The 17,061-nt window shown below is 68.2% G+C and carries 17 protein-coding genes; 9 read left to right on the forward strand and 8 right to left on the reverse strand.

The features are described from left to right. Position 1: 1 nt before the first annotated feature. Both N8I71_RS16090 and N8I71_RS16095 read right to left on the reverse strand, forming a co-directional pair. Complete coding sequence (locus tag N8I71_RS16090) at positions 2-1,135, reverse strand: ABC transporter permease (RefSeq protein ID WP_262879030.1); 1,134 nt, start codon at positions 1,133-1,135, stop codon at positions 2-4. 67 nt (positions 1,136-1,202) lie between these two features. Then, complete coding sequence (locus N8I71_RS16095; protein ID WP_262879031.1) at positions 1,203-2,150, reverse strand: sugar ABC transporter substrate-binding protein; 948 nt, start codon at positions 2,148-2,150, stop codon at positions 1,203-1,205. Between the two features lie 176 nt (positions 2,151-2,326). Here N8I71_RS16095 and N8I71_RS16100 point away from each other — a divergent pair, with 176 nt between their 5' ends. Then, positions 2,327-3,325, forward strand: a complete 999-nt coding sequence (locus N8I71_RS16100; RefSeq protein WP_262879032.1) for a LacI family DNA-binding transcriptional regulator — start codon at positions 2,327-2,329, stop codon at positions 3,323-3,325. Positions 3,326-3,334: 9 nt separating this feature from the next. Here the strand turns inward: N8I71_RS16100 and N8I71_RS16105 are convergent, their stop codons facing one another. From N8I71_RS16105 to N8I71_RS16115, 3 genes are read right to left on the reverse strand one after another with little or no spacing between them, the layout of a single operon-like run. Beyond that, positions 3,335-4,465 (reverse strand): Gfo/Idh/MocA family protein, encoded by a 1,131-nt coding sequence (locus N8I71_RS16105; RefSeq protein WP_262879033.1) that lies wholly within the window; start codon positions 4,463-4,465, stop codon positions 3,335-3,337. 12 nt (positions 4,466-4,477) lie between these two features. Further along, complete coding sequence (locus tag N8I71_RS16110) at positions 4,478-5,368, reverse strand: sugar phosphate isomerase/epimerase (protein WP_262879034.1); 891 nt, start codon at positions 5,366-5,368, stop codon at positions 4,478-4,480. Between the two features lie 15 nt (positions 5,369-5,383). Then, positions 5,384-6,499 (reverse strand): Gfo/Idh/MocA family protein, encoded by a 1,116-nt coding sequence (locus N8I71_RS16115; RefSeq protein WP_262879035.1) that lies wholly within the window; start codon positions 6,497-6,499, stop codon positions 5,384-5,386. Positions 6,500-6,622: 123 nt separating this feature from the next. On the opposite strand from N8I71_RS16115, the gene iolD reads away from it, so the two are divergent. From iolD to iolG, 5 genes are read left to right on the forward strand one after another with little or no spacing between them, the layout of a single operon-like run. Next, positions 6,623-8,494 carry a 3D-(3,5/4)-trihydroxycyclohexane-1,2-dione acylhydrolase (decyclizing) gene (gene iolD / locus N8I71_RS16120; RefSeq protein ID WP_262879036.1) on the forward strand — a complete coding sequence of 624 codons (1,872 nt, stop codon included), beginning with the start codon at positions 6,623-6,625 and terminating at the stop codon, positions 8,492-8,494. 1 nt (position 8,495) lies between these two features. Beyond that, on the forward strand, positions 8,496-9,464 hold the full coding sequence (iolC, locus tag N8I71_RS16125) for a 5-dehydro-2-deoxygluconokinase (protein ID WP_262879037.1): 969 nt from the start codon (positions 8,496-8,498) through the stop codon (positions 9,462-9,464). An 11-nt stretch (positions 9,465-9,475) separates the two neighbouring features. Further along, on the forward strand, positions 9,476-10,315 hold the full coding sequence (locus N8I71_RS16130) for a 5-deoxy-glucuronate isomerase (protein ID WP_262879038.1): 840 nt from the start codon (positions 9,476-9,478) through the stop codon (positions 10,313-10,315). Continuing rightward, the gene (locus N8I71_RS16135; RefSeq protein WP_262879039.1) at positions 10,312-11,151 is read left to right on the forward strand and encodes a class II fructose-bisphosphate aldolase; all 840 of its coding nucleotides are present in this window, start codon (positions 10,312-10,314) and stop codon (positions 11,149-11,151) included. The genes N8I71_RS16130 and N8I71_RS16135 overlap by 4 nt, the downstream gene beginning before the upstream one ends. A 1-nt stretch (position 11,152) precedes the next feature. Then, complete coding sequence (iolG, locus tag N8I71_RS16140; protein ID WP_262879040.1) at positions 11,153-12,148, forward strand: inositol 2-dehydrogenase; 996 nt, start codon at positions 11,153-11,155, stop codon at positions 12,146-12,148. Here iolG and N8I71_RS16145 read toward each other — a convergent pair. Both N8I71_RS16145 and N8I71_RS16150 read right to left on the reverse strand, forming a co-directional pair. Continuing rightward, complete coding sequence (locus tag N8I71_RS16145) at positions 12,145-12,339, reverse strand: hypothetical protein (RefSeq protein WP_262879041.1); 195 nt, start codon at positions 12,337-12,339, stop codon at positions 12,145-12,147. The genes iolG and N8I71_RS16145 overlap by 4 nt on opposite strands. A 69-nt stretch (positions 12,340-12,408) precedes the next feature. Continuing rightward, positions 12,409-13,581: a phytanoyl-CoA dioxygenase family protein gene (locus N8I71_RS16150; protein WP_262879042.1), complete on the reverse strand. Its 1,173-nt coding sequence runs from the start codon at positions 13,579-13,581 to the stop codon at positions 12,409-12,411. A gap of 88 nt (positions 13,582-13,669) precedes the next feature. On the opposite strand from N8I71_RS16150, the gene N8I71_RS16155 reads away from it, so the two are divergent. Beyond that, a complete protein-coding gene (locus N8I71_RS16155) occupies positions 13,670-14,704 on the forward strand; it encodes a LacI family DNA-binding transcriptional regulator (protein WP_262879043.1) in 1,035 nt (344 codons plus the stop codon). A 133-nt stretch (positions 14,705-14,837) separates the two neighbouring features. Beyond that, a complete protein-coding gene (locus tag N8I71_RS16160) occupies positions 14,838-16,004 on the forward strand; it encodes a glycosyltransferase family protein (protein ID WP_262879044.1) in 1,167 nt (388 codons plus the stop codon). 35 nt (positions 16,005-16,039) lie between these two features. Here the strand turns inward: N8I71_RS16160 and N8I71_RS16165 are convergent, their stop codons facing one another. Continuing rightward, positions 16,040-16,339 (reverse strand): hypothetical protein, encoded by a 300-nt coding sequence (locus tag N8I71_RS16165; RefSeq protein ID WP_262879045.1) that lies wholly within the window; start codon positions 16,337-16,339, stop codon positions 16,040-16,042. Here N8I71_RS16165 and N8I71_RS16170 point away from each other — a divergent pair. Continuing rightward, a complete protein-coding gene (locus tag N8I71_RS16170; protein ID WP_262879046.1) occupies positions 16,338-17,054 on the forward strand; it encodes a sugar transferase in 717 nt (238 codons plus the stop codon). The genes N8I71_RS16165 and N8I71_RS16170 overlap by 2 nt on opposite strands. The last annotated feature ends 7 nt before the right edge of the window (positions 17,055-17,061 follow it).

Here is a 17,061-nt window from a genome sequence, read left to right on the forward strand (position 1 = left end):
CTCACCTCTCCCCCGTGATGATGCGACGGATGTAGGTATTCAGGATCACCGCGAAGAGCAGGATCACCCCGAGGAACACCCGGAAGAGGCTCGATTCCACCCCGGCGAAGAACAGCCCCTGCTGCACGACCCCGAAGATCAGCGCCCCGAGCGCCGCACCGATGACCGATCCGTATCCCCCGGTCAGGAGCGCGCCCCCGATCACCACCGCGATGATGGCCTCGAATTCCTTCAGAAGACCCCGGTCGGCGCCGGCCGAGCCGAACTCCATCACCTGGCAGGTCGCGAAGACGCAGGCGCAGAAGGCGGTGAACATGAACATCAGGATCTTGACGCGATTCACGGGCACGCCGACGTAGCGCGCGGCCTGTGCGTCACCGCCTGCTGCGAATACCCAGTTGCCGAATTGAGTGCGTGTGAGGATCACGTGGGCCACCGCCACGAGGGCAAGCGCCCAGATGATCAGCATGGGGATGCCATCGACGATCGGCTCGCCCGCCCGCGTGCCGCGCTCGAACACGCCGATCGCGCCGATGGAGCCAAGCCAGTCGAAGATCCAGCCGCCCACCTTGCCGCCGAACACGGGCGCAAGCCAGTCGCCTTCGGCCGCGTCGTCGATGCCGCCGATGATCGTCTGACGCTCGATGAGTTGCGGGAAGAAGATGGTGAAGCCGCGAAGGATGAAGAGGAACGCGAGCGTCACGATGAAGCTCGGCAGCCCGGTGCGCACCACGATGAAGCCGTTGAGCGCGCCGATTGCGATGCACAGGGCGAAGGTCAGCAGGATCGCGATCCAGACCGGCCATTGCAGCGTGACCGAGACGAGCGCGATCGACATGCCGGCAAAGCCGATCATTGAACCCACGCTGAGGTCGAACTCGCCCGCGATCATCAGCATGCAGGCGCCGACCGCGATGATCATGAACTGCGCCGAAACGGTCGACCAGTTCAGGATGCCCTGCGCGTTGAACATGCCGCTGTCGGCCGCGAAGGCGAAGAAGAATATGAATACGGCGATGGTCCCGACGATGGCGCCCAGCTCTGGCCGGATCAGCGCCTTTCTCAGACCCGAGATTTCCTTGACGCGCTCGTCCTTCGCCGGGACGGCGCCCGCTCCCTGCCCTGCATCGGACATGGCTCTCCCCTCCCCATGAATGTGCGACGGAAGCGGGCGGGCGCCCTGGGCGCCCGCCCTTGTCGGCTCAGCGGTACTCGCCCGCGAACTGCTCGACCATCTCGAGGCCGTCGGCGGTCACGAAGCCGGGGCCGGAGTTGATGTTGTTGCCCGGCAGGACGCCGAAACGGTGGTAGTTGGTCATCACCACGACCGGCAGGTAGGCCTGCAGGTAGGGCTGCTGGTCGATGCCCCACTGGATGACGCCGTCGCGGATCGCCTGCACGATGTTGTCGCCCAGGTCGAAGGTGCCGAAGTAGATGTCGCCGGCGAGACCCATCTGCTCCAGCGCCAGGATCGTCGGGTCGGCCGAGGTCGGGCCCAGCGTCAGCACCGCATCGGTGTCGGGGTTGGCGTTCAGGTAGGCCATGACACGGTTCTGGATCTCGCTCGGGTCCTGACCGCTGTCGATCATCTGGTTGCCCAGATCGACGCCGAGGCCGTCGGCGAAGCCCTGGCAGCGCTCCGTCGAGGACGGGGAGGAGATGTAGTGGTTCACGCACAGGAAGCTCGAGACGCCGTCACCGGCCGCGCGCAGACCCGCGGCGTAGCCCGCGTCGTATTCGGGCTGACCCACGTACATCAGGGCACCCACCTCGCGCGCCTGTTCGGGCGTGCCGGAGTTGATGATGATCACGTCGATGCCGCTGTCGACGGCGGCACGGATCGGGCCGGACAGGACGTCGGGATCGGCCAGCGTGGTGATGATGCCATCCGGGCCCGAGGCCGCGGCCTGCTCGATGATGCGCGCCATGTCGGCAAGGTCGCCCGTCGGCGGATTGCGGTATTCAACCGTCACGCCCATCTGCTCGCCGGCGAGCGCGAGGCCGTTCTTGATGGTGTTCCACCAGCTGTCGCTGTCGGGTGCGTGGCTGACGAGCACGTAGCGCTCGCCATCGGCCTGGGCCGAGGTCGCGCCGAGCAGCGCCGTGGCCGCCACCGCCGTGACCGCCATCGTCTTCAGGAATGCGTTCATGATGTCCTCCCAAACATGTCATGGGCGCATCCGGTCGATGTCCGCCACGCCCTTGCGAAACCCTAGCCGCGAATCGAACGTTTTGCAACCGGTTGCAAATTTGCCCGCCCCAAGGGCTATCGCGCTCGCGCTTTGCGTGTATAAAACGGGCGAGTGGAAGCGATGGCGGACGACGGATGGCAGTTACGTTGAGGGACGTGGCAAAGCGTGCGGGTGTGTCCCGCTCGGCGGTCTCACGCACCTTCACCGAGGGGGCCTCGGTCTCGGCCAAGACCCGCGCCAAGGTGGAAAAGGCGGCGATCGAACTGGGTTACAGTCCGAACGCGCTGGCCTCCTCGCTCACCACGGGCCGCACGAAGCTCATCGGCCTCGTATCCAACAACTTCCACAACCCGCTGTTTCTCGAGGTGTTCGACCTGTTCACGCGCGGACTGCAGGACCGCGGGCTGCGGCCGCTCCTCGTCAATCTAAGCAATGAAACCGATCCCGCGAACTCGGTCCGAATGCTGCGTCAGTATTCGGTCGACGGCGTGATCGTCGCCTCCTCCACCCTGCCCCCCAGCTTCGCGGAGGCCTTCAAGGAGGCGGGCGTGCCGGTGGTGCATTCCTTCGGCCGCTTCTCGACCTCGCCGAATGTCCATGTCGTCGGCATCGACAACGTGGCCTGCGGGCGCATGGCGGCCGAGGCGCTGATCGCACGCGGCTATACACGGGTGGCGTTTCTGGGCGGCCCCGAGACGGCGACCTCCACCCAGGACCGTGCGCTGGGATTTTTCGCCGCGCTCCGGGAACACCCCGAGATCGAGGCGTCGATGAGCTATGCCTCGACCTATTCCTTCGATGCGGGCCGTGTCGAGATGACGAAGCTGCTGATGGCCGATCCCGCCGAGGCCTATTTCTGTGGCGACGACGTCCTGTCGATCGGCGCGCTCTCGGCGATCGAAGAGGCCGGACTGCGTTGCCCCGAGGATATCGGGATCATCGGGCTCAACGACATGGACATGGCGCGCTGGCAGAACATCGATCTCACGACGATCCGCCAGCCCATCGCCGAGATCATCGGCGCATCCATCGACCTCGTGGTCGCCACGATCGAGCGGCCCGACCGGCACCCCGAGACACGGCTCTTCCCCTGCCGGGTGATCGAGCGCGGGACGCTGCGCCCGGTTCCCTGACGCCGGGGCTCAGCGGAACATCGGCGGCCGCGCGTCCGTCCAGGCGCCATCCGCCTTCGCGGAGGCGACGCTGGCATGGACAGCCGCCATCGAGCGCAGACCGTCCTCCGCCGTGGGCAACCCGTCGCGCGCATCGCCCCGGATCGCGGCTGCCAGGTCGACGTAGATGTTGGCGACCGCCAGCGGGAAGCCCTCGGGATGCGCGATGGCGACGCGGCTGAGGCGCGCGGCCTCGTCCGACAGGCCCGCCTCGCCCTTCTCCATGATCTGCGTGCGTCCGCCCACGGGCGTGTAGAACACCTGGTTGGGCTGTTCCGAGGCCCAGCGCATGCCGCCGGTCTCGCCAAAAACCTGGATGTCGAACCCGTGCTGCCGCCCGATGGCGACCGACGACGTCCAGAGCCGGCCGACCGTGCCGCCCGACATGCGGAAGTTGACCATGGCGTCGTCCTCCAGCACCCGGCTCGGGATCGTCGAGGCGAAATCGGCCGAGACCTTCTCGACCTCGTCGCCCACGATGAAGCTCGCCATGTGAAGCGCGTGGATGCCGCAATCGGCGAACTGGCCCGAGATGCCAGCCATCGCCGGGTCATAGCGCCAGCGCACACGCGGATTGTCGGCATCGGTCGCGTCGCCGTGGTGCCCGTGGCTGAAGTTCGTGACCACGAGCCGAACCTTGCCGATCTGGCCCGTGCGCACCATCTGGCGCATCTCGCGCACCATCGGATAGGCGGAATAGCAGTAGTTCACCGCGCAGATCCGGCCCGAGGCCTTCGCCACGCGGACGATCTCCTCGCCCTCCTCGACGGTCATGGTCATCGGCTTTTCGCAAAGAACGTGAAAGCCGGCTTCCAGGAACGCCCTGGTGATCTCGAAATGCGTGGAATTCGGCGTGGCGACGGTCACGAGGTCCACGCGGTCCGCGCGCCCCTTCTCGCCCTCAAGCATCTCGCGCCAGTCGCCGTAGGCGCGGTCCGGCGCGACGCCCAGAAGCTCGGCATAGGCGCGGCCCTTCGCGGGATCGACGTCGAGCGCCCCCGCGGCCAGCACGAAGTTGCCGTCCGCCTGCGCGCCCAGCCGATGCGCCGGCCCGATCTGGCTGCCTTCGCCGCCACCGATCATGCCCCAATTGAGCCTCATGGCGTAACCCTTTCAGAAACCGATGCTTTGCAGGTATTCGCGGTTCGCCCGCGCGTCGTCGACGGGCGAGACATCCAGCGTCGGGTCGCAATCCTGCTCGACCGTGCACCACCCCTCGAACCCGTGATCGAGAAGGATCTGCCGGACCGCGGGGAAATCGACATCGCCCTGTCCGAGATTGCAGAAGATGCCCTGGCCGCAGGCGTCGTAGAAACCCGTGCCCTTTGCGACCGCGTCGGCCTTCACCGCAGGGTCGATATCCTTGAAATGCATGTAGGAGATGCGGCCGATGTGCCGCCGCATGAAGGCGACGGGGTCGAATCCCGCGTAGGAATGGTGGCCGGTGTCGAAGCAGATCTTCAGGATATCCTCGTCGACCTGGTCGAGCAGACGCTCGAGCTCGGGCTCGAAGTCCATGAAGCCCGCCGCATGGGCGTGGATGCCGACAGTCAGGCCATACTCCTCGGCCCCCATCTTCGCGACATGGGCGATCCGGTCGCGGAAGGCGGACCATTCGGCCGCGTCCATCTGCTCGGCATCGTCCGGGCGCCCGGCGGTGGGCGCGCGACGCGGCGAGATCGAGTCGATCAGGACGAGATGCTGCGCGCCATGTGCCGTCAGCGCCTTGCAGGTCCGGACCGCGCCATCGAGCACGTCGTCCCACTGCTCGGGGTCATGGAAAGCGCGGAAGACGACGCCGCCGATCAGTTCCAGCCCGTTTTCCTCCAGCGCCTCGGCCAGGATCGCGGGGTCCTCGGGCATGAAGCCCACGGGGCCAAGCTCGATGCCGGAATAGCCGGCCTCGGCGCATTGCTTCAGCACCTGCCGCCAGGGCGGGTTGCGCGGATCGTTTGCGAACTCGACGCCCCAGGAACAGGGGGCATTGCCGATGCGGATCGTCATGGAGAAGGAGCCCTTTCAGACTTGGGTAACGGGATGCCAGCGGCCATCCTCGGCCGAGGCGAAAGCGGTATCGATGACATGGGCGACGGCCAGGCCATCGCGGAACGTCGGCCAGACGGCCTCGCCGGTTTCGATGGCGCGCAGAAAATCGCGGGCCTCGATGATGATCTGATCCTGGTAGCCGGTGCCGTGCCCCGGCCCCTGGCAGAACGGCAGGTAGTCGGGATGCGCCGGACCGGTCAGGATCTTCGTGAAGCCGCGTGTCGCCTCCGGCCCCTCGGCGCGGTAGAGCCAGACGGCGTTCTGATCCTCCTGGTCGAAGCGGATCGCGCCCTTCGTGCCATGGATCTCGTAGGCATAGCCCATCTTGCGGCCCGTGGCCGCGCGGCTGAAATAGAGGTGCCCCATGACGCCGGAGGCGAAGCGGACCATCATCTGTCCGTGGTCGTCATTGTCGACCGCGACGGGCCCCTCCGGCCCGGGCCGTGTCGGGTGGATCGTCTCGACCCGCGCCGAAACCTCGGCGATCGGCCCCAGCAGGGCCAGCGCGCAGTTGACCATGTGCGGCGAGAGATCGCCCATGCAGCCGTTGGGCCGTCCGTGGCAGCGCCAGTTGGCGGGCTCGTCCGGATCGCCGAGGAAGTCCTCGGTATGCTCGCCCCGGAACCAGGTGACCTGCCCGATGGCCCCTTCCGCCAGCAGTTGACGCACGAACTGCGTAGCCGGTGTGCGGACGTAGTTGAACCCGATCATGTTCGGCAGACCGCTGGCCTCGGCGGCGGCGACCATCGCCTGCGCATCCTCGAGCGAGGCGCCCAGCGGCTTTTCGCAGAAAACGGGTTTGCCGGCCGCGAAGGCCGCCTCGGCGATGGCGCGATGCGTGACCTGCGGCGCGGCGATCACCACCGCCTCGACGGACGGATCGGCCACCAGCGCCTGCCAGTCGTCGGCCGCGCGGGCAAAGCCGTAGGCCGCGCGATACCGCTCGGCCGAGGCGGGCGACGAGGCCGCGACGACCTCGAGCCGCGGCCTGAGCGCGGTGTCGAAAACCGCGCCGATGGCGGACAGGGCGACCGCATGGGCCTTGCCCATGTAGCCACCGCCCACAAGGCCGATGCCTATGCCGGGCATGCTTGCTCCTCCCCTTCGCACGACGCCGGTTGCAACCGGTTGCAAAATTCGTATCCTGAGTCTCGGCGCTTCGCAACCGGCAAAGATTTCCGGGCAGGGTCTGAGGCGCGAGGGGAGGATCAGATGACGGCTGCTGGCAGAACCATCCGGCTGACGACGGCGCAGGCCATCGTGCGCTATCTCGTGAACCAGTTCATCGAGATCGACGGGGTCGAGACGCGCATCTGCGGCGGCGGCTTCGGCATCTTCGGCCATGGCAACGTGCCCTGCCTGGGCGAGGCGCTCTACCCGGTGCAGGACGCCCTGCCCCTCTACCGCGGGCAGAACGAGCAGAGCATGGGCCTCGCCGCCGCGGCCTACGCGAAATACCATCTCCGCCGCCGCTTCATGTTCTGCACGGCGAGCGCGGGGCCCGGCACGGCGAACCTTCTGACGGCATCGGCCCTCGCTCATGCGAACCGCCTGCCGGTCCTGATGCTCTGTGGCGACACGTTCCTGACGCGGCTGCCCGACCCGGTGCTGCAACAGCTGGAGCATTTCGGGAACCCCACGCTCGGCGTGAACGACGCCTTCAAGGCCGTGACCCGCTACTGGGACAGGATCACCCATCCCGCGCAGGTGATCCAGTCGCTGCCGGCGGCACTCGCCACCATGCTCGACCCCGCCGACTGCGGCCCGGCCTTCCTCGGCCTGCCGCAGGACGTGCAGGGCTGGGCATATGACTACCCGGAGGAGTTCTTCGCCCGCCGCGTCCATCGCATCCGGCGGCAGGCCCCCGATGCCGCCGAGATCGCCGACGCGGCGGCGCTTCTGACGGTGGCGAAACGCCCGATGATCATTGCAGGCGGCGGGGTGCAGTATTCCGGCGCGGTGGCCGAACTGACCGCATTCGCCGAGGCCCACGCCATCCCCGTGGTCGAGACCATCGCGGGGCGGGCGAACCTGCTGGCGGATCACGCCCTGAATATCGGCCCGATCGGCGTGACCGGCTCGGATAGCGCCAACGCCATCGCAGAGGCGGCCGACGTGATCCTCGCCGTCGGCACGCGTCTGCAGGACTTCACGACGGGGTCATGGACGGCCTTCGCGAAGGACGCGCGGTTCATCGGCCTGAACGTCGGACGCCATGACGCGATGAAGCACCTTTCGCTGCCGGTGGTTGGCGACGCGAAACTGGCACTGCCCGCGCTCGGGGCCGCGATGGGCGGCTACACGGCGCCGGCCGACTGGACGGCCCGCGCGCAGACCGAGCGCAAGGCGTGGGACGCTTATGTCGCCGACAACGTCGCCCACGGGAACCGCCCCAACTCCTACGCGCAGGCCATCGGCGTGGTGAACGCGCTGTGCGACAAGCGCGACCGGGTCGTCACGGCGGCAGGCGGGTTACCGGCGGAGGTTACCGCCAACTGGCGAACACTGGATATCGGCACGGTCGACGTCGAGTTCGGCTTTTCCTGCATGGGCTACGAGATCGCGGGCGGCTGGGGCGCGCGGATCGCGCAAAGCGAATCGGAACCCGACAAGGACACCATCGTCTTCGTCGGCGACGGGTCCTACCTCATGATGAACTCCGACCTCTATTCGTCGGTCCTGACGCGAAAGAAGCTGATCGTGCTGGTGCTCGACAACGGCGGCTTCGCAGTCATCAACAAGCTGCAGAACAACACCGGGCAGGAAAGCTTCAACAACCTAATCAAGGATTGCCCGACCGTGCCGGAACCCTTCGCCGTGGATTTCGAGGCCCACGCGCGGTCGATGGGCTGCGATGCCGTGACCGTCGCCAACCCCGCGGAACTCGGCGAGGCGTTCAAGCGCGCCAAGGCCGCCGACAAGACCACGGTGATCGTGATGCAGGTCGACCCCTACGAGGGCTGGACGACCCAAGGCCACGCATGGTGGGAGGTCGGCACGGCGCAGGTGTCGGACAGCGCGGGCGTGCGCGAGAAGCACGCCGAGATCGAGGCCACCCGCGCCCGCCAGCGTCAGGGGGTCTGACATGCGACTGAAGGGCAATCGCTTCATCATCATCGGCCGTGCGGGGATGGACTTCTATCCCGACCCGCCCGGCACCAAGACCGAGCACGCGACGCAGTTCTTCGCCTGTCTCGGCGGCTCCTCGGCCAATATCGGCGTGGCGATCACGAAGCTCGGCGGCAGCGCGGACCTCGTCACCTGCGTCTCGGACGATGCCATCGGGCGCTTCGCGCTGAACGAGCTCGACAAGTACGGCGTGGGCCGCGCGCATGTGCGCAGCGTCGGCGGCGAGGCACGCAACTCTCTGGCCGTGGTCGAAACCACGATCGAGGATCACCAGTCGGTCATCTACCGCAACGGCGCCGCCGATTTCGAGATGACGACCGACGATGTCGAGGCGGTGGACTACGGCGCCTATGACGCGCTTATCACCACCGGCACCGTCTTCGCCGCCGAGCCCTCGCGCAGCGCCGCCTTCCGCGGCTTCGAGCTGGCCCGCGCCGCAGGCTTGCCGCTGATCTTCGACATCGACTACCGCCCCTATTCCTGGCCATCGGCGGAGGTCGCGGCCGAGGTCTATTCCCGCGCGGGCGCCATGTGCGACGTGATCGTGGGCAACGACGTGGAATTCGGCTTCATGGCGGGCGACTACGAGCGCGGTCTCGACAAGGCGCGCGACCTGGTGGCCAAAGGCGCGAAGATCGCCGTCTACAAGATGGGCGAGAAGGGCGCGATCACGATCACCCCCGAAGGCGAGGTCGCGACCGGCATCTACCGGACCGACGCGCTCAAGCCCACAGGCGCCGGCGACAGTTTCATGGGTGGCTTCGTGTCGGGACTGGCCGATGGCCTGCCCGTGCGCGAGGCGGTCCTGCAGGGCTCGGCCGCCGCCGCGATGGTGGTGGCACGGGTGGGCTGCGCCCCCGCCATGCCCACGCGGGCCGAACTCGACACCTTCCTGCGGGCGCATGCCGGCCCGAGCGCGGCCTGAAAGGACGAAAGATGCACATCGCCCCCTACGACAACGACAATCAGCCCATCGTCGATACGAACGACCCGCTGGTGCCCCTGACCTATTTCAACATCGTCAAGCTGAAGGCGGGCGAGCATTTCGACTACCGTGTTCCGGGCTACGAGACCTGCGTCGTGCCCGCGACCGGCACCGTGACCGTCGAGACGGGCGGCGAAACCTTCGCCGGCATCGGCAACCGCGGCGTCGATGTCTGGGACGGCGAGCCCGAGGGCGTCTACGTGCCGACCGATACGGGGTGCCGCATCACCGCGCTGACCGATACCGAAACCTTCATCGCCGGCGCGAAATACGCCGAGACGCTCAAGCCCTTCGCGGTTCGGTCAAACGAGCTCGACCTCGTGCAGTACGGATCGGACGACACCAAGACCCACCGCAAGATCAAGCATATCCTCGGCGCCGCCCATCACGACCGGGTGGGCCGCCTTCTGGTGTCCGAGCTGTTCACGGTCGGCGCCGGCGGCTGGTCGGGGTTCCCGTCGCACAAGCATGATACCGACCGCCTCCCGGACGAGACGCGGCACGACGAATGCTACAACTTCCGCTTCCGGCCCGACTACGGGTCCGGCCTGCAGATGCTCCAGCGGGTCGATAACGAGCCGGGTGACGCCTACCACGTCGTCAACGGCTCCACCGTGCTGATCGACAAGGGCTATCACCCCTGCTGCGTTCTGCCGGGCTACGAGATGTACTACTTCACCATCCTCGGCGGCCTCAGCCAGCGCAGCCTGAAGCAGTATTTCCAGCCCACCCATGCCGAACAGTTGCACACGATCCCCGGGATCATGGACATGGTGGCCAAGTTCAAATGACGCTTGCGACCCTTTCGGAGGTTCTCCAACCCGCGCTGCGGGACGGATATGCCGTGCCCGGCCTCGTATGCCTGGGGTGGGAGGACATGCGCGCTTACGCGATGGCGGCCGAGGCCGAGCGCGCGCCGGTGATCCTGCAGGCTGGCCCGTCATGCCGGGCGCACACGCCGCTGCCGATCCTGGGCAAGATGTTCCGGCACCTGGCCGAAAGCGTCGATGTTCCGGTCGTGGCGCATCTCGACCATGGCTACACGCTCGACGAGTGCCGCGAGGCGCTCGACGCCGGCTTCACGTCGCTGATGTTCGACGGCTCGCGCAAGCCGCTTGCCCAGAACATCGAGGAAACGGCTCAGGTGGCCGACATGGCGCACGCGGCGGGCATATCCTGCGAGGGCGAGATCGGCTTCGTGGGCTACTCGGGCGGCGAAGGCTCGGCCGGGACCGACCCCGAGGAAGCCGCGATCTTCGCCCGCGAAAGCGGCGTGGACGCCATGGCGATCAGTGTCGGCAACGTCCACCTGCAGACGGATCATGAAGGCGGGCTGGACGAGGCGCGCATTCGCGCCATCGAAGCGCTGACAACGGTGCCGCTTGTCATTCACGGCGGCTCGGGCGTGCCCTATGCCCAGCGCGCGGCGCTGGCGGCCGGCTCGCGCATCGCCAAGTTCAACATCGGGACGGAACTGCGCATGGCCTTCGGGGCCGCGCTGCGCGAGGCCGTCAACGCCGACCCCGCGCGCTTCGACCGGGTGGCGATCCTGAAAGAGACACATCAGCCCGTGATGGAGGCCGCAAGGGCGGTCATCCGTGGGCTCGGCGCTAGCGGAAAGGCATGAGATGCTGAGGATCGGACTTCTGGGATGCGGGCGGATCGGGCAGGTTCACGCGCGTTCGATCAGGGCGCTGGAGGGCGCGACGGTCGCCGCCGTCGCCGACGCGATGCCCGCCGCCGCCGAGGCGCTGGCCGCCGACACCGGGGCCGAGGTGCGGGACGTGGCCACGATCCTGCAGGCCGACGACATTGACGCGGTCGTGATCGGCACACCGACCGACAGCCATTTCGACCAGATCATGGGCGCCGCGAAGGCCGGCAAGGCGATCTTCTGCGAGAAGCCCGTCGACATGTCGGTCGACAATATCCGCGCCTGCATGGACGCCGTTGGCGAGGCCGGCGTGCCGTTCCTGACCGGGTTCAACCGCCGGTTCGATCCGAACTTCGCGCGGCTTCGTGCCCGCATCCGGGCGGGCGATATCGGCGCGGTGGAGCTCGCGGCCATCACGTCGCGCGATCCCGCGCCGCCGCCGGTGTCCTACATCGCGCGCTCGGGCGGCCTGTTCCGGGACATGATGATCCATGATTTCGACATGGCGCGTTTCCTGATGGGCGAGGAATTCATCCGGCTTCACGCCGTGGGCTCGGCGCTCGTCGATCCCGCCATCGGGGAAGCCGGCGACGTGGACACGGCCGCCGTGATCCTGACCACCGCCTCGGGGCGGATCTGCCAGATCTCGAACTCGCGCCGGGCTGCCTACGGCTATGACCAGCGGATCGAGGTTCATGGGCAGAAGGGCATGCTGCGCGCCGAGAACCAGCTGGAGACGACCGTCGAGATTGCGACCGAAACGGGGTTCGCCCGCGACCCCGCACAGCATTTCTTCCTCGAACGCTACGGGGCGGCCTATCTCGCCGAGATGCGCGCCTTCGTCGAGGCGGTGACGAGCGGCACCGCGCCCGATCCCGGCATCGAGGACGGCCTGCGCGCCCAGATCCTCGCCGATGCCGCGACGCTCTCGCGCGAGACGGGCCGACCGATCGACCTGCCCGGCGCCTAGTCCTCCCCTTCCTGGCGCCACGTGATGACGAGGTGCCAGGCGAGATAACCTCCGATCGCGGCGAACAGATAGGCCCAGATGGTGTTGCCGGCGCTCAGCTCGACCCCGGCCCATGCGAAGGGCGCCGCGACCAGAAGGTAGCGGCGCCACGCGGGGCGGAAGAAGGGGTGGGAGGGGTCGATCAGGCGCATGTCAGGCTTCCGGCTGCGGGCACCCCCACCTTGCAGATCGACGCGGTGCGGGCAAGCGCCCGGCGGCCCTCAAGGCCTTTGCCGCGCAGCCATCGCGGCGAGTTCCCTGTCGAGATGTTCTGGGACCCAGCCTTCGGTCACGGCCTCACGCAAGAGCGCCTTCTGCGTCTTCGGGGCCAGTCCTCCCACCGGGGGATCGCTGTCGAGATTGGTCGGGAAGGAATACCCTTCGGCGGTCGCACCGAGGACGGCCTCCAGCCCCGCCGCAGGCAAGCCCGCCTCCAGCAGCGCCGGAAACACGGCCCGGCACATCGCGCCGCGATCCACGCTTTCCATCGCGCGCCCGAAGGCGGAGGAGACCTGCAGCAGGTTGACCATGCGGTGTATGTCCGCGCTCGAGTTCGCGCCGGCGGCATGGAAGAGCGCCGGGTTGAAGAAGATCGCGTCTCCCTTGCGGAGCGGCAGCTGCACGAAATGCGCCTCGAAATGCGCGCGGAAATCGGGGCGCCGCCACGCCGCGTAGCCCGGACGGTAGAGCTGCGAGAACGGCAGGAGTTTCGTCGGCCCCGCCTCCACCGGCATGTCGCAATGGGCGATGCCGCCCTGAAGCGTCATCAGCGGCGACAGGTCGTGGACATGGGCCGGGTAGGTCGCGCTGATCGCGGCGGTCTGGAAACCGAGGTGATAGTCTCGATGCGCCTCCTGCGCCTGTCCGCCGGGATGGACGAGGTTGACCTGCGCCGTCATCTGGTAGTTGGGCCCGAGCCATGCCTCGCAGGCCGCATCGACGGCCGGACAGGCGAAATAGCGCACGAAGGTGGCGGGCGCCGTCAGGGCCAGTTTCTGGAGCGAGTTCCAGATGCGGTCGTTGCTGCCCGCCGCCGCGAAGTGGTCGGCGCCCGTCCCGCCGGCGGCGCGTTCCGCGGCGATGATGGCCTCGTAGGCGGCGGTGGCGTCATCGATGGCGTCGAGATCCGAGCAGGCGCGCTTCAGCACGAAGACCCCCGCGCCCTCGCGCAGGATGCGCGCCCATTCGGCCATCAGCGCGCGCCGGGTGGCGCCCTCGTCCAGCCGTGGGGCGAGCTTGGCCATGTCGTAGACCGGCACGTTGCCAGGCGCATCCTCGGCCTGCGGGATGTCGGCGCGGTCGACCGTCCGGCCGGTCAGGGCCGCGAATTCCGCGAGGTCGCAATCGGCCTCGTCGTAGAAGCCCGAGGGCGGCGGGGTGAAATCGAGGGTCATGGCACGTGTCCTCCCTTGTCCCATGTTGCTCGAACGTTAACCGGCCTCGGCCTTGCCCGGGCCGCACAAACACATCAAGAATACATCAATGACGCATCGCTTCCCGATCAAGGAAATCGCCCGGCAGGCGGGCCTCGGCACGGCGACCGTGGACCGGGTCCTGAACGGCCGCCCCCATGTCAGCCCCCAGACACGCAACCGCGTGGCCGCGGCGATCGGAGAGCTGGAGGCGCAGGAGGCGCAGCTCGCCGCCCGGGGGCGGCGCGTGTTTCTAGACGTCGTGGCCGAGGCCCCGGCCCGGTTCACCGACGAGATCCGGCGGGCCGCCGAGGCCGCGCTCGGGGCGGTCGCAGGCGCCGTGATCCGCCTGCGCTTCACCTTCCGCGAGATCATGGGCGAAGCGGAGATCGTCGCCATCCTCGACCGGATCCGCAAACGCGGCAGTCACGGCGTCTGCCTGAAGGCGCGCGATACTCCGGCGGTGCGTGAGGCGGTGGCGCGTCTGGTGCAGGCGCGCATCCCCGTCTTCACCCTCGTGACCGACCTGCCGGGGACGGACCGCCGGGGATATTTCGGCCTCGACAATGCGCAGGCCGGGCGCACGGCCGCGTTCCTGCTGGCCCATGCCCTGCCGCGCGGGGCCGGCGCGGTCCTGACCTCCCGGAGCCAGGACAGTTTCACCGGCGAGGCCGATCGGCACCGCGCGTTCCGCGAAGTCCTCGCGCGGCTCAGGCCCGACCTCGCGACGATCGACATGGCGGGCGGCGCAGGCGTCGCGGCGACAACGACTCGCGAGTTGGCGGGTGCGCTTTCGGGGGCGGGGCCGATCTCGGCGGTCTACTCCATGGGCGGCGGTAACGCGGCGATCCTCGGGGCGCTGGCGCGTCAGGGTCACGGGCCTGTCGTGTTCATCGCCCATGATCTGGACCGCGAAAACCGCAGGCTCCTCGCGGAGGGGGCCATCACCTTCGTGCTGCACCACGACCTCGAGGCCGACATGCGCACCCTCTACGCGGCCATGTTGACGGGCGATGGCGCACAGGACGTTCCGGGCGTCGATGGATCGAGCGACGTGCAGATCTTCACGCCCTACAACCTGTCGATGCGCCGCGACGCGGGCTGAGGGCAGCGCGGTCGCGACCCGCCGGTGAGCGGAGGGCCACCGCCGGGCGCGCCCCGGCGCGAAAGGGCTTGCACCCTTCCGGGGCCTCTGCGCCTCATGGGGTCGGGTTGGGGGCATCGCGAGGTACTTGCGCATGTCCCGGGTCGTTTTCTTCGCCTTCGATATCGCCGAAGCGGCGCAGATCCGCCGGATCGAGAGCCTTCGCGCGCTCGGCCACGAGGTCTCGTCCGTCTCGTTCCGGCGCGAGAACATGAACAGCGGCTTCGCGCCCGACTGGCCCGATCTGCCGCTCGGCCGATCGAGCAACCGGCGCTACCTGCTGCGATTGGGGCGGATGGCGCGCGCGCTCGGGACGCTCTGGCGGCACCGGTCCCGGCTGACGGCAAGCGACGTCTGGATCGCGCGCAACATCGACATGGCGCTTCTCGCCGTGGCGATGCGGCGGCTGACGGGCGCGCGCGAGGTGCGCCTCGTCTACGAATGCCTCGACATCCACGGTCTCTTCACGCGCGGCGACGCGCTCGGGGCGGCGATGCGATGGGTCGAGCGTTTCGTGCTGAAGCGGTGCGCCCTCCTGATCGTGTCCTCGCCCGGCTTCCTGCGCGCCTACTTCGACCCGGTGCAGGGCAATTCGACCCCGGTCGCCCTGATCGAGAACAAGCTCTGGGTCGCGGCCACCGCCCTGCCCCGTCCGCAATCCCCTCGTCGCCGTGCGCCAGGCGCGCCGATACGCCTTGGCTGGGTGGGAACGCTTCGCTGCGCGCGAAGCCTGGAGATCCTCGCGGGTGTGGCCGACAGGCTCGGAGACCGGGTCGAGATCGTCTGCCACGGCATCGTGCACGACCACGCCGTGCCCGGTTTCGCCGAAGCGCTGGCCGCACGGCCGAACATGCGCCACGCCGGGCCCTATCGTTATCCGGGCGATCTGGCGACGGTCTATGCGGGGTGCGACGCCGTCTGGGCGCAGGACCTCTGGCAGGCCGGCGCCAACAGCGACTGGCTCCTGCCCAACCGGATCTACGAGGCGAGCTACTTCGGCTGCCCCTCGATCGCGCTGGCCGGAACCGAGACGGGGCGGCGGATCACGGAAGGCGGGCTCGGCTTCGCGGTCGAGGCCCCGACGGCCGAAGCGCTGGCGGACCTGCTGATGCGGCTCGACGCGGACGCGCTGGCGATGGCCTCTGCCGCGCTTCTCGGCAGGCCCGCCTCGGACTTCCGCCTGACCCCGGAGGAGCTTGCCGGCCACCTTTCCCCGGTGCTGCCCATGCCGTCCGAAGCCGAGGCGATTCCCGCCCAGTGAGTCGCGGCGGACCCGAAAGAGACCGCCAGATCCGTTCAGAAATCTCCCAAAAAACGGGCATGGCGCCCGTTTCCGTGGCCAAGCCTGCGGGCAGGCGGAATGCCGCCGCACTCGTCGAAATTCCCACATCTAGGGGCTTCATGCGCCGACACCGCCATATGCTGATTCCTCGCACCAAAGCCGCCGCCATGATGATGGGCAAAAGCCGCCGAACCGGACACCGCGACCGGCGAAACCACGCCGCGGCAACCTCTGTCACGGAAATTTCGCTGCAAATGCGAAACGCCATTCGCCAATACTGTCAGCGGTGGGGGCCCATCGGAGGATTGGGCCATGTCGCTTCTAGAACAGGGCGGTTTCGTCAAGAACAGAGAACCGCTCGCCGTGTCCGGGCCCCAGGCGGGCAAGACACCGGTCGTCATCGACGAGACCGAAGCCGTCGGAGGGATCGCCAAGCGCATCTCCGACATCGTGCTCGCCGGCATCGCGCTGGCGGCGCTTGCTCCTCTCATGCTGTTCGTCGCGTTGATGATCCGCGCCTCGGGTTCAGGGCCGGTCTTCTACGGACACGAGCGTATCGGGCTGGGCGGGCGCACATTCCGTTGTCTGAAGTTCCGCACGATGCGGACCGACGCCGACACGGTCCTGCGCGAGGTTCTCGCGGGCGACCCGGCGCTTGCCGCCGAATGGGCGGCGACGCGCAAGCTGCGCCACGATCCCCGGATCACCCGGATCGGGCGCGTCCTGCGGGAATACAGCATCGACGAGCTTCCCCAGCTTCTGAACGTGATCCGCGGGGAGATGAGCCTCGTCGGCCCCCGCCCCGTCGTCGCGGCCGAACTGGCGCGCTACGGGTCGGCCTCGGCGCTCTACCTGTCGGCCCGTCCCGGGATCACCGGCCTTTGGCAGATCAGCGGGCGCAGCGACACGACCTACGAGGCGCGCGTCGACCTCGACAGCCGCTACGTCACGGACTGGAGCCTTGCCGGGGACGCGGCGATCCTTGCGCGCACGGTGCCGGCCGTCCTCGGGGCGCGCGGCTCCTGCTGAGCCCGCG

This window comes from Roseicyclus sediminis, from assembly GCF_025515305.1.
In the GTDB taxonomy this organism is placed as follows: Bacteria; Pseudomonadota; Alphaproteobacteria; order Rhodobacterales; family Rhodobacteraceae; genus Roseibacterium; species Roseibacterium sediminis.

Coding starts and splice junctions, on each gene's coding strand:
- N8I71_RS16090 (WP_262879030.1), bottom strand. CDS start 1,135: ATGTCCGATGCAGGGCAGGGAGCGGGCGCCGTCCCGGCGAAGGACGAG.
- N8I71_RS16095 (WP_262879031.1), bottom strand. CDS start 2,150: ATGAACGCATTCCTGAAGACGATGGCGGTCACGGCGGTGGCGGCCACG.
- N8I71_RS16100 (WP_262879032.1), top strand. CDS start 2,327: ATGGCAGTTACGTTGAGGGACGTGGCAAAGCGTGCGGGTGTGTCCCGC.
- N8I71_RS16105 (WP_262879033.1), bottom strand. CDS start 4,465: ATGAGGCTCAATTGGGGCATGATCGGTGGCGGCGAAGGCAGCCAGATC.
- N8I71_RS16110 (WP_262879034.1), bottom strand. CDS start 5,368: ATGACGATCCGCATCGGCAATGCCCCCTGTTCCTGGGGCGTCGAGTTC.
- N8I71_RS16115 (WP_262879035.1), bottom strand. CDS start 6,499: ATGCCCGGCATAGGCATCGGCCTTGTGGGCGGTGGCTACATGGGCAAG.
- iolD (WP_262879036.1), top strand. CDS start 6,623: ATGACGGCTGCTGGCAGAACCATCCGGCTGACGACGGCGCAGGCCATC.
- iolC (WP_262879037.1), top strand. CDS start 8,496: ATGCGACTGAAGGGCAATCGCTTCATCATCATCGGCCGTGCGGGGATG.
- N8I71_RS16130 (WP_262879038.1), top strand. CDS start 9,476: ATGCACATCGCCCCCTACGACAACGACAATCAGCCCATCGTCGATACG.
- N8I71_RS16135 (WP_262879039.1), top strand. CDS start 10,312: ATGACGCTTGCGACCCTTTCGGAGGTTCTCCAACCCGCGCTGCGGGAC.
- iolG (WP_262879040.1), top strand. CDS start 11,153: ATGCTGAGGATCGGACTTCTGGGATGCGGGCGGATCGGGCAGGTTCAC.
- N8I71_RS16145 (WP_262879041.1), bottom strand. CDS start 12,339: ATGCGCCTGATCGACCCCTCCCACCCCTTCTTCCGCCCCGCGTGGCGC.
- N8I71_RS16150 (WP_262879042.1), bottom strand. CDS start 13,581: ATGACCCTCGATTTCACCCCGCCGCCCTCGGGCTTCTACGACGAGGCC.
- N8I71_RS16155 (WP_262879043.1), top strand. CDS start 13,670: ATGACGCATCGCTTCCCGATCAAGGAAATCGCCCGGCAGGCGGGCCTC.
- N8I71_RS16160 (WP_262879044.1), top strand. CDS start 14,838: ATGTCCCGGGTCGTTTTCTTCGCCTTCGATATCGCCGAAGCGGCGCAG.
- N8I71_RS16170 (WP_262879046.1), top strand. CDS start 16,338: ATGTCGCTTCTAGAACAGGGCGGTTTCGTCAAGAACAGAGAACCGCTC.
- N8I71_RS16165 (WP_262879045.1), bottom strand. CDS start 16,339: ATGGCCCAATCCTCCGATGGGCCCCCACCGCTGACAGTATTGGCGAAT.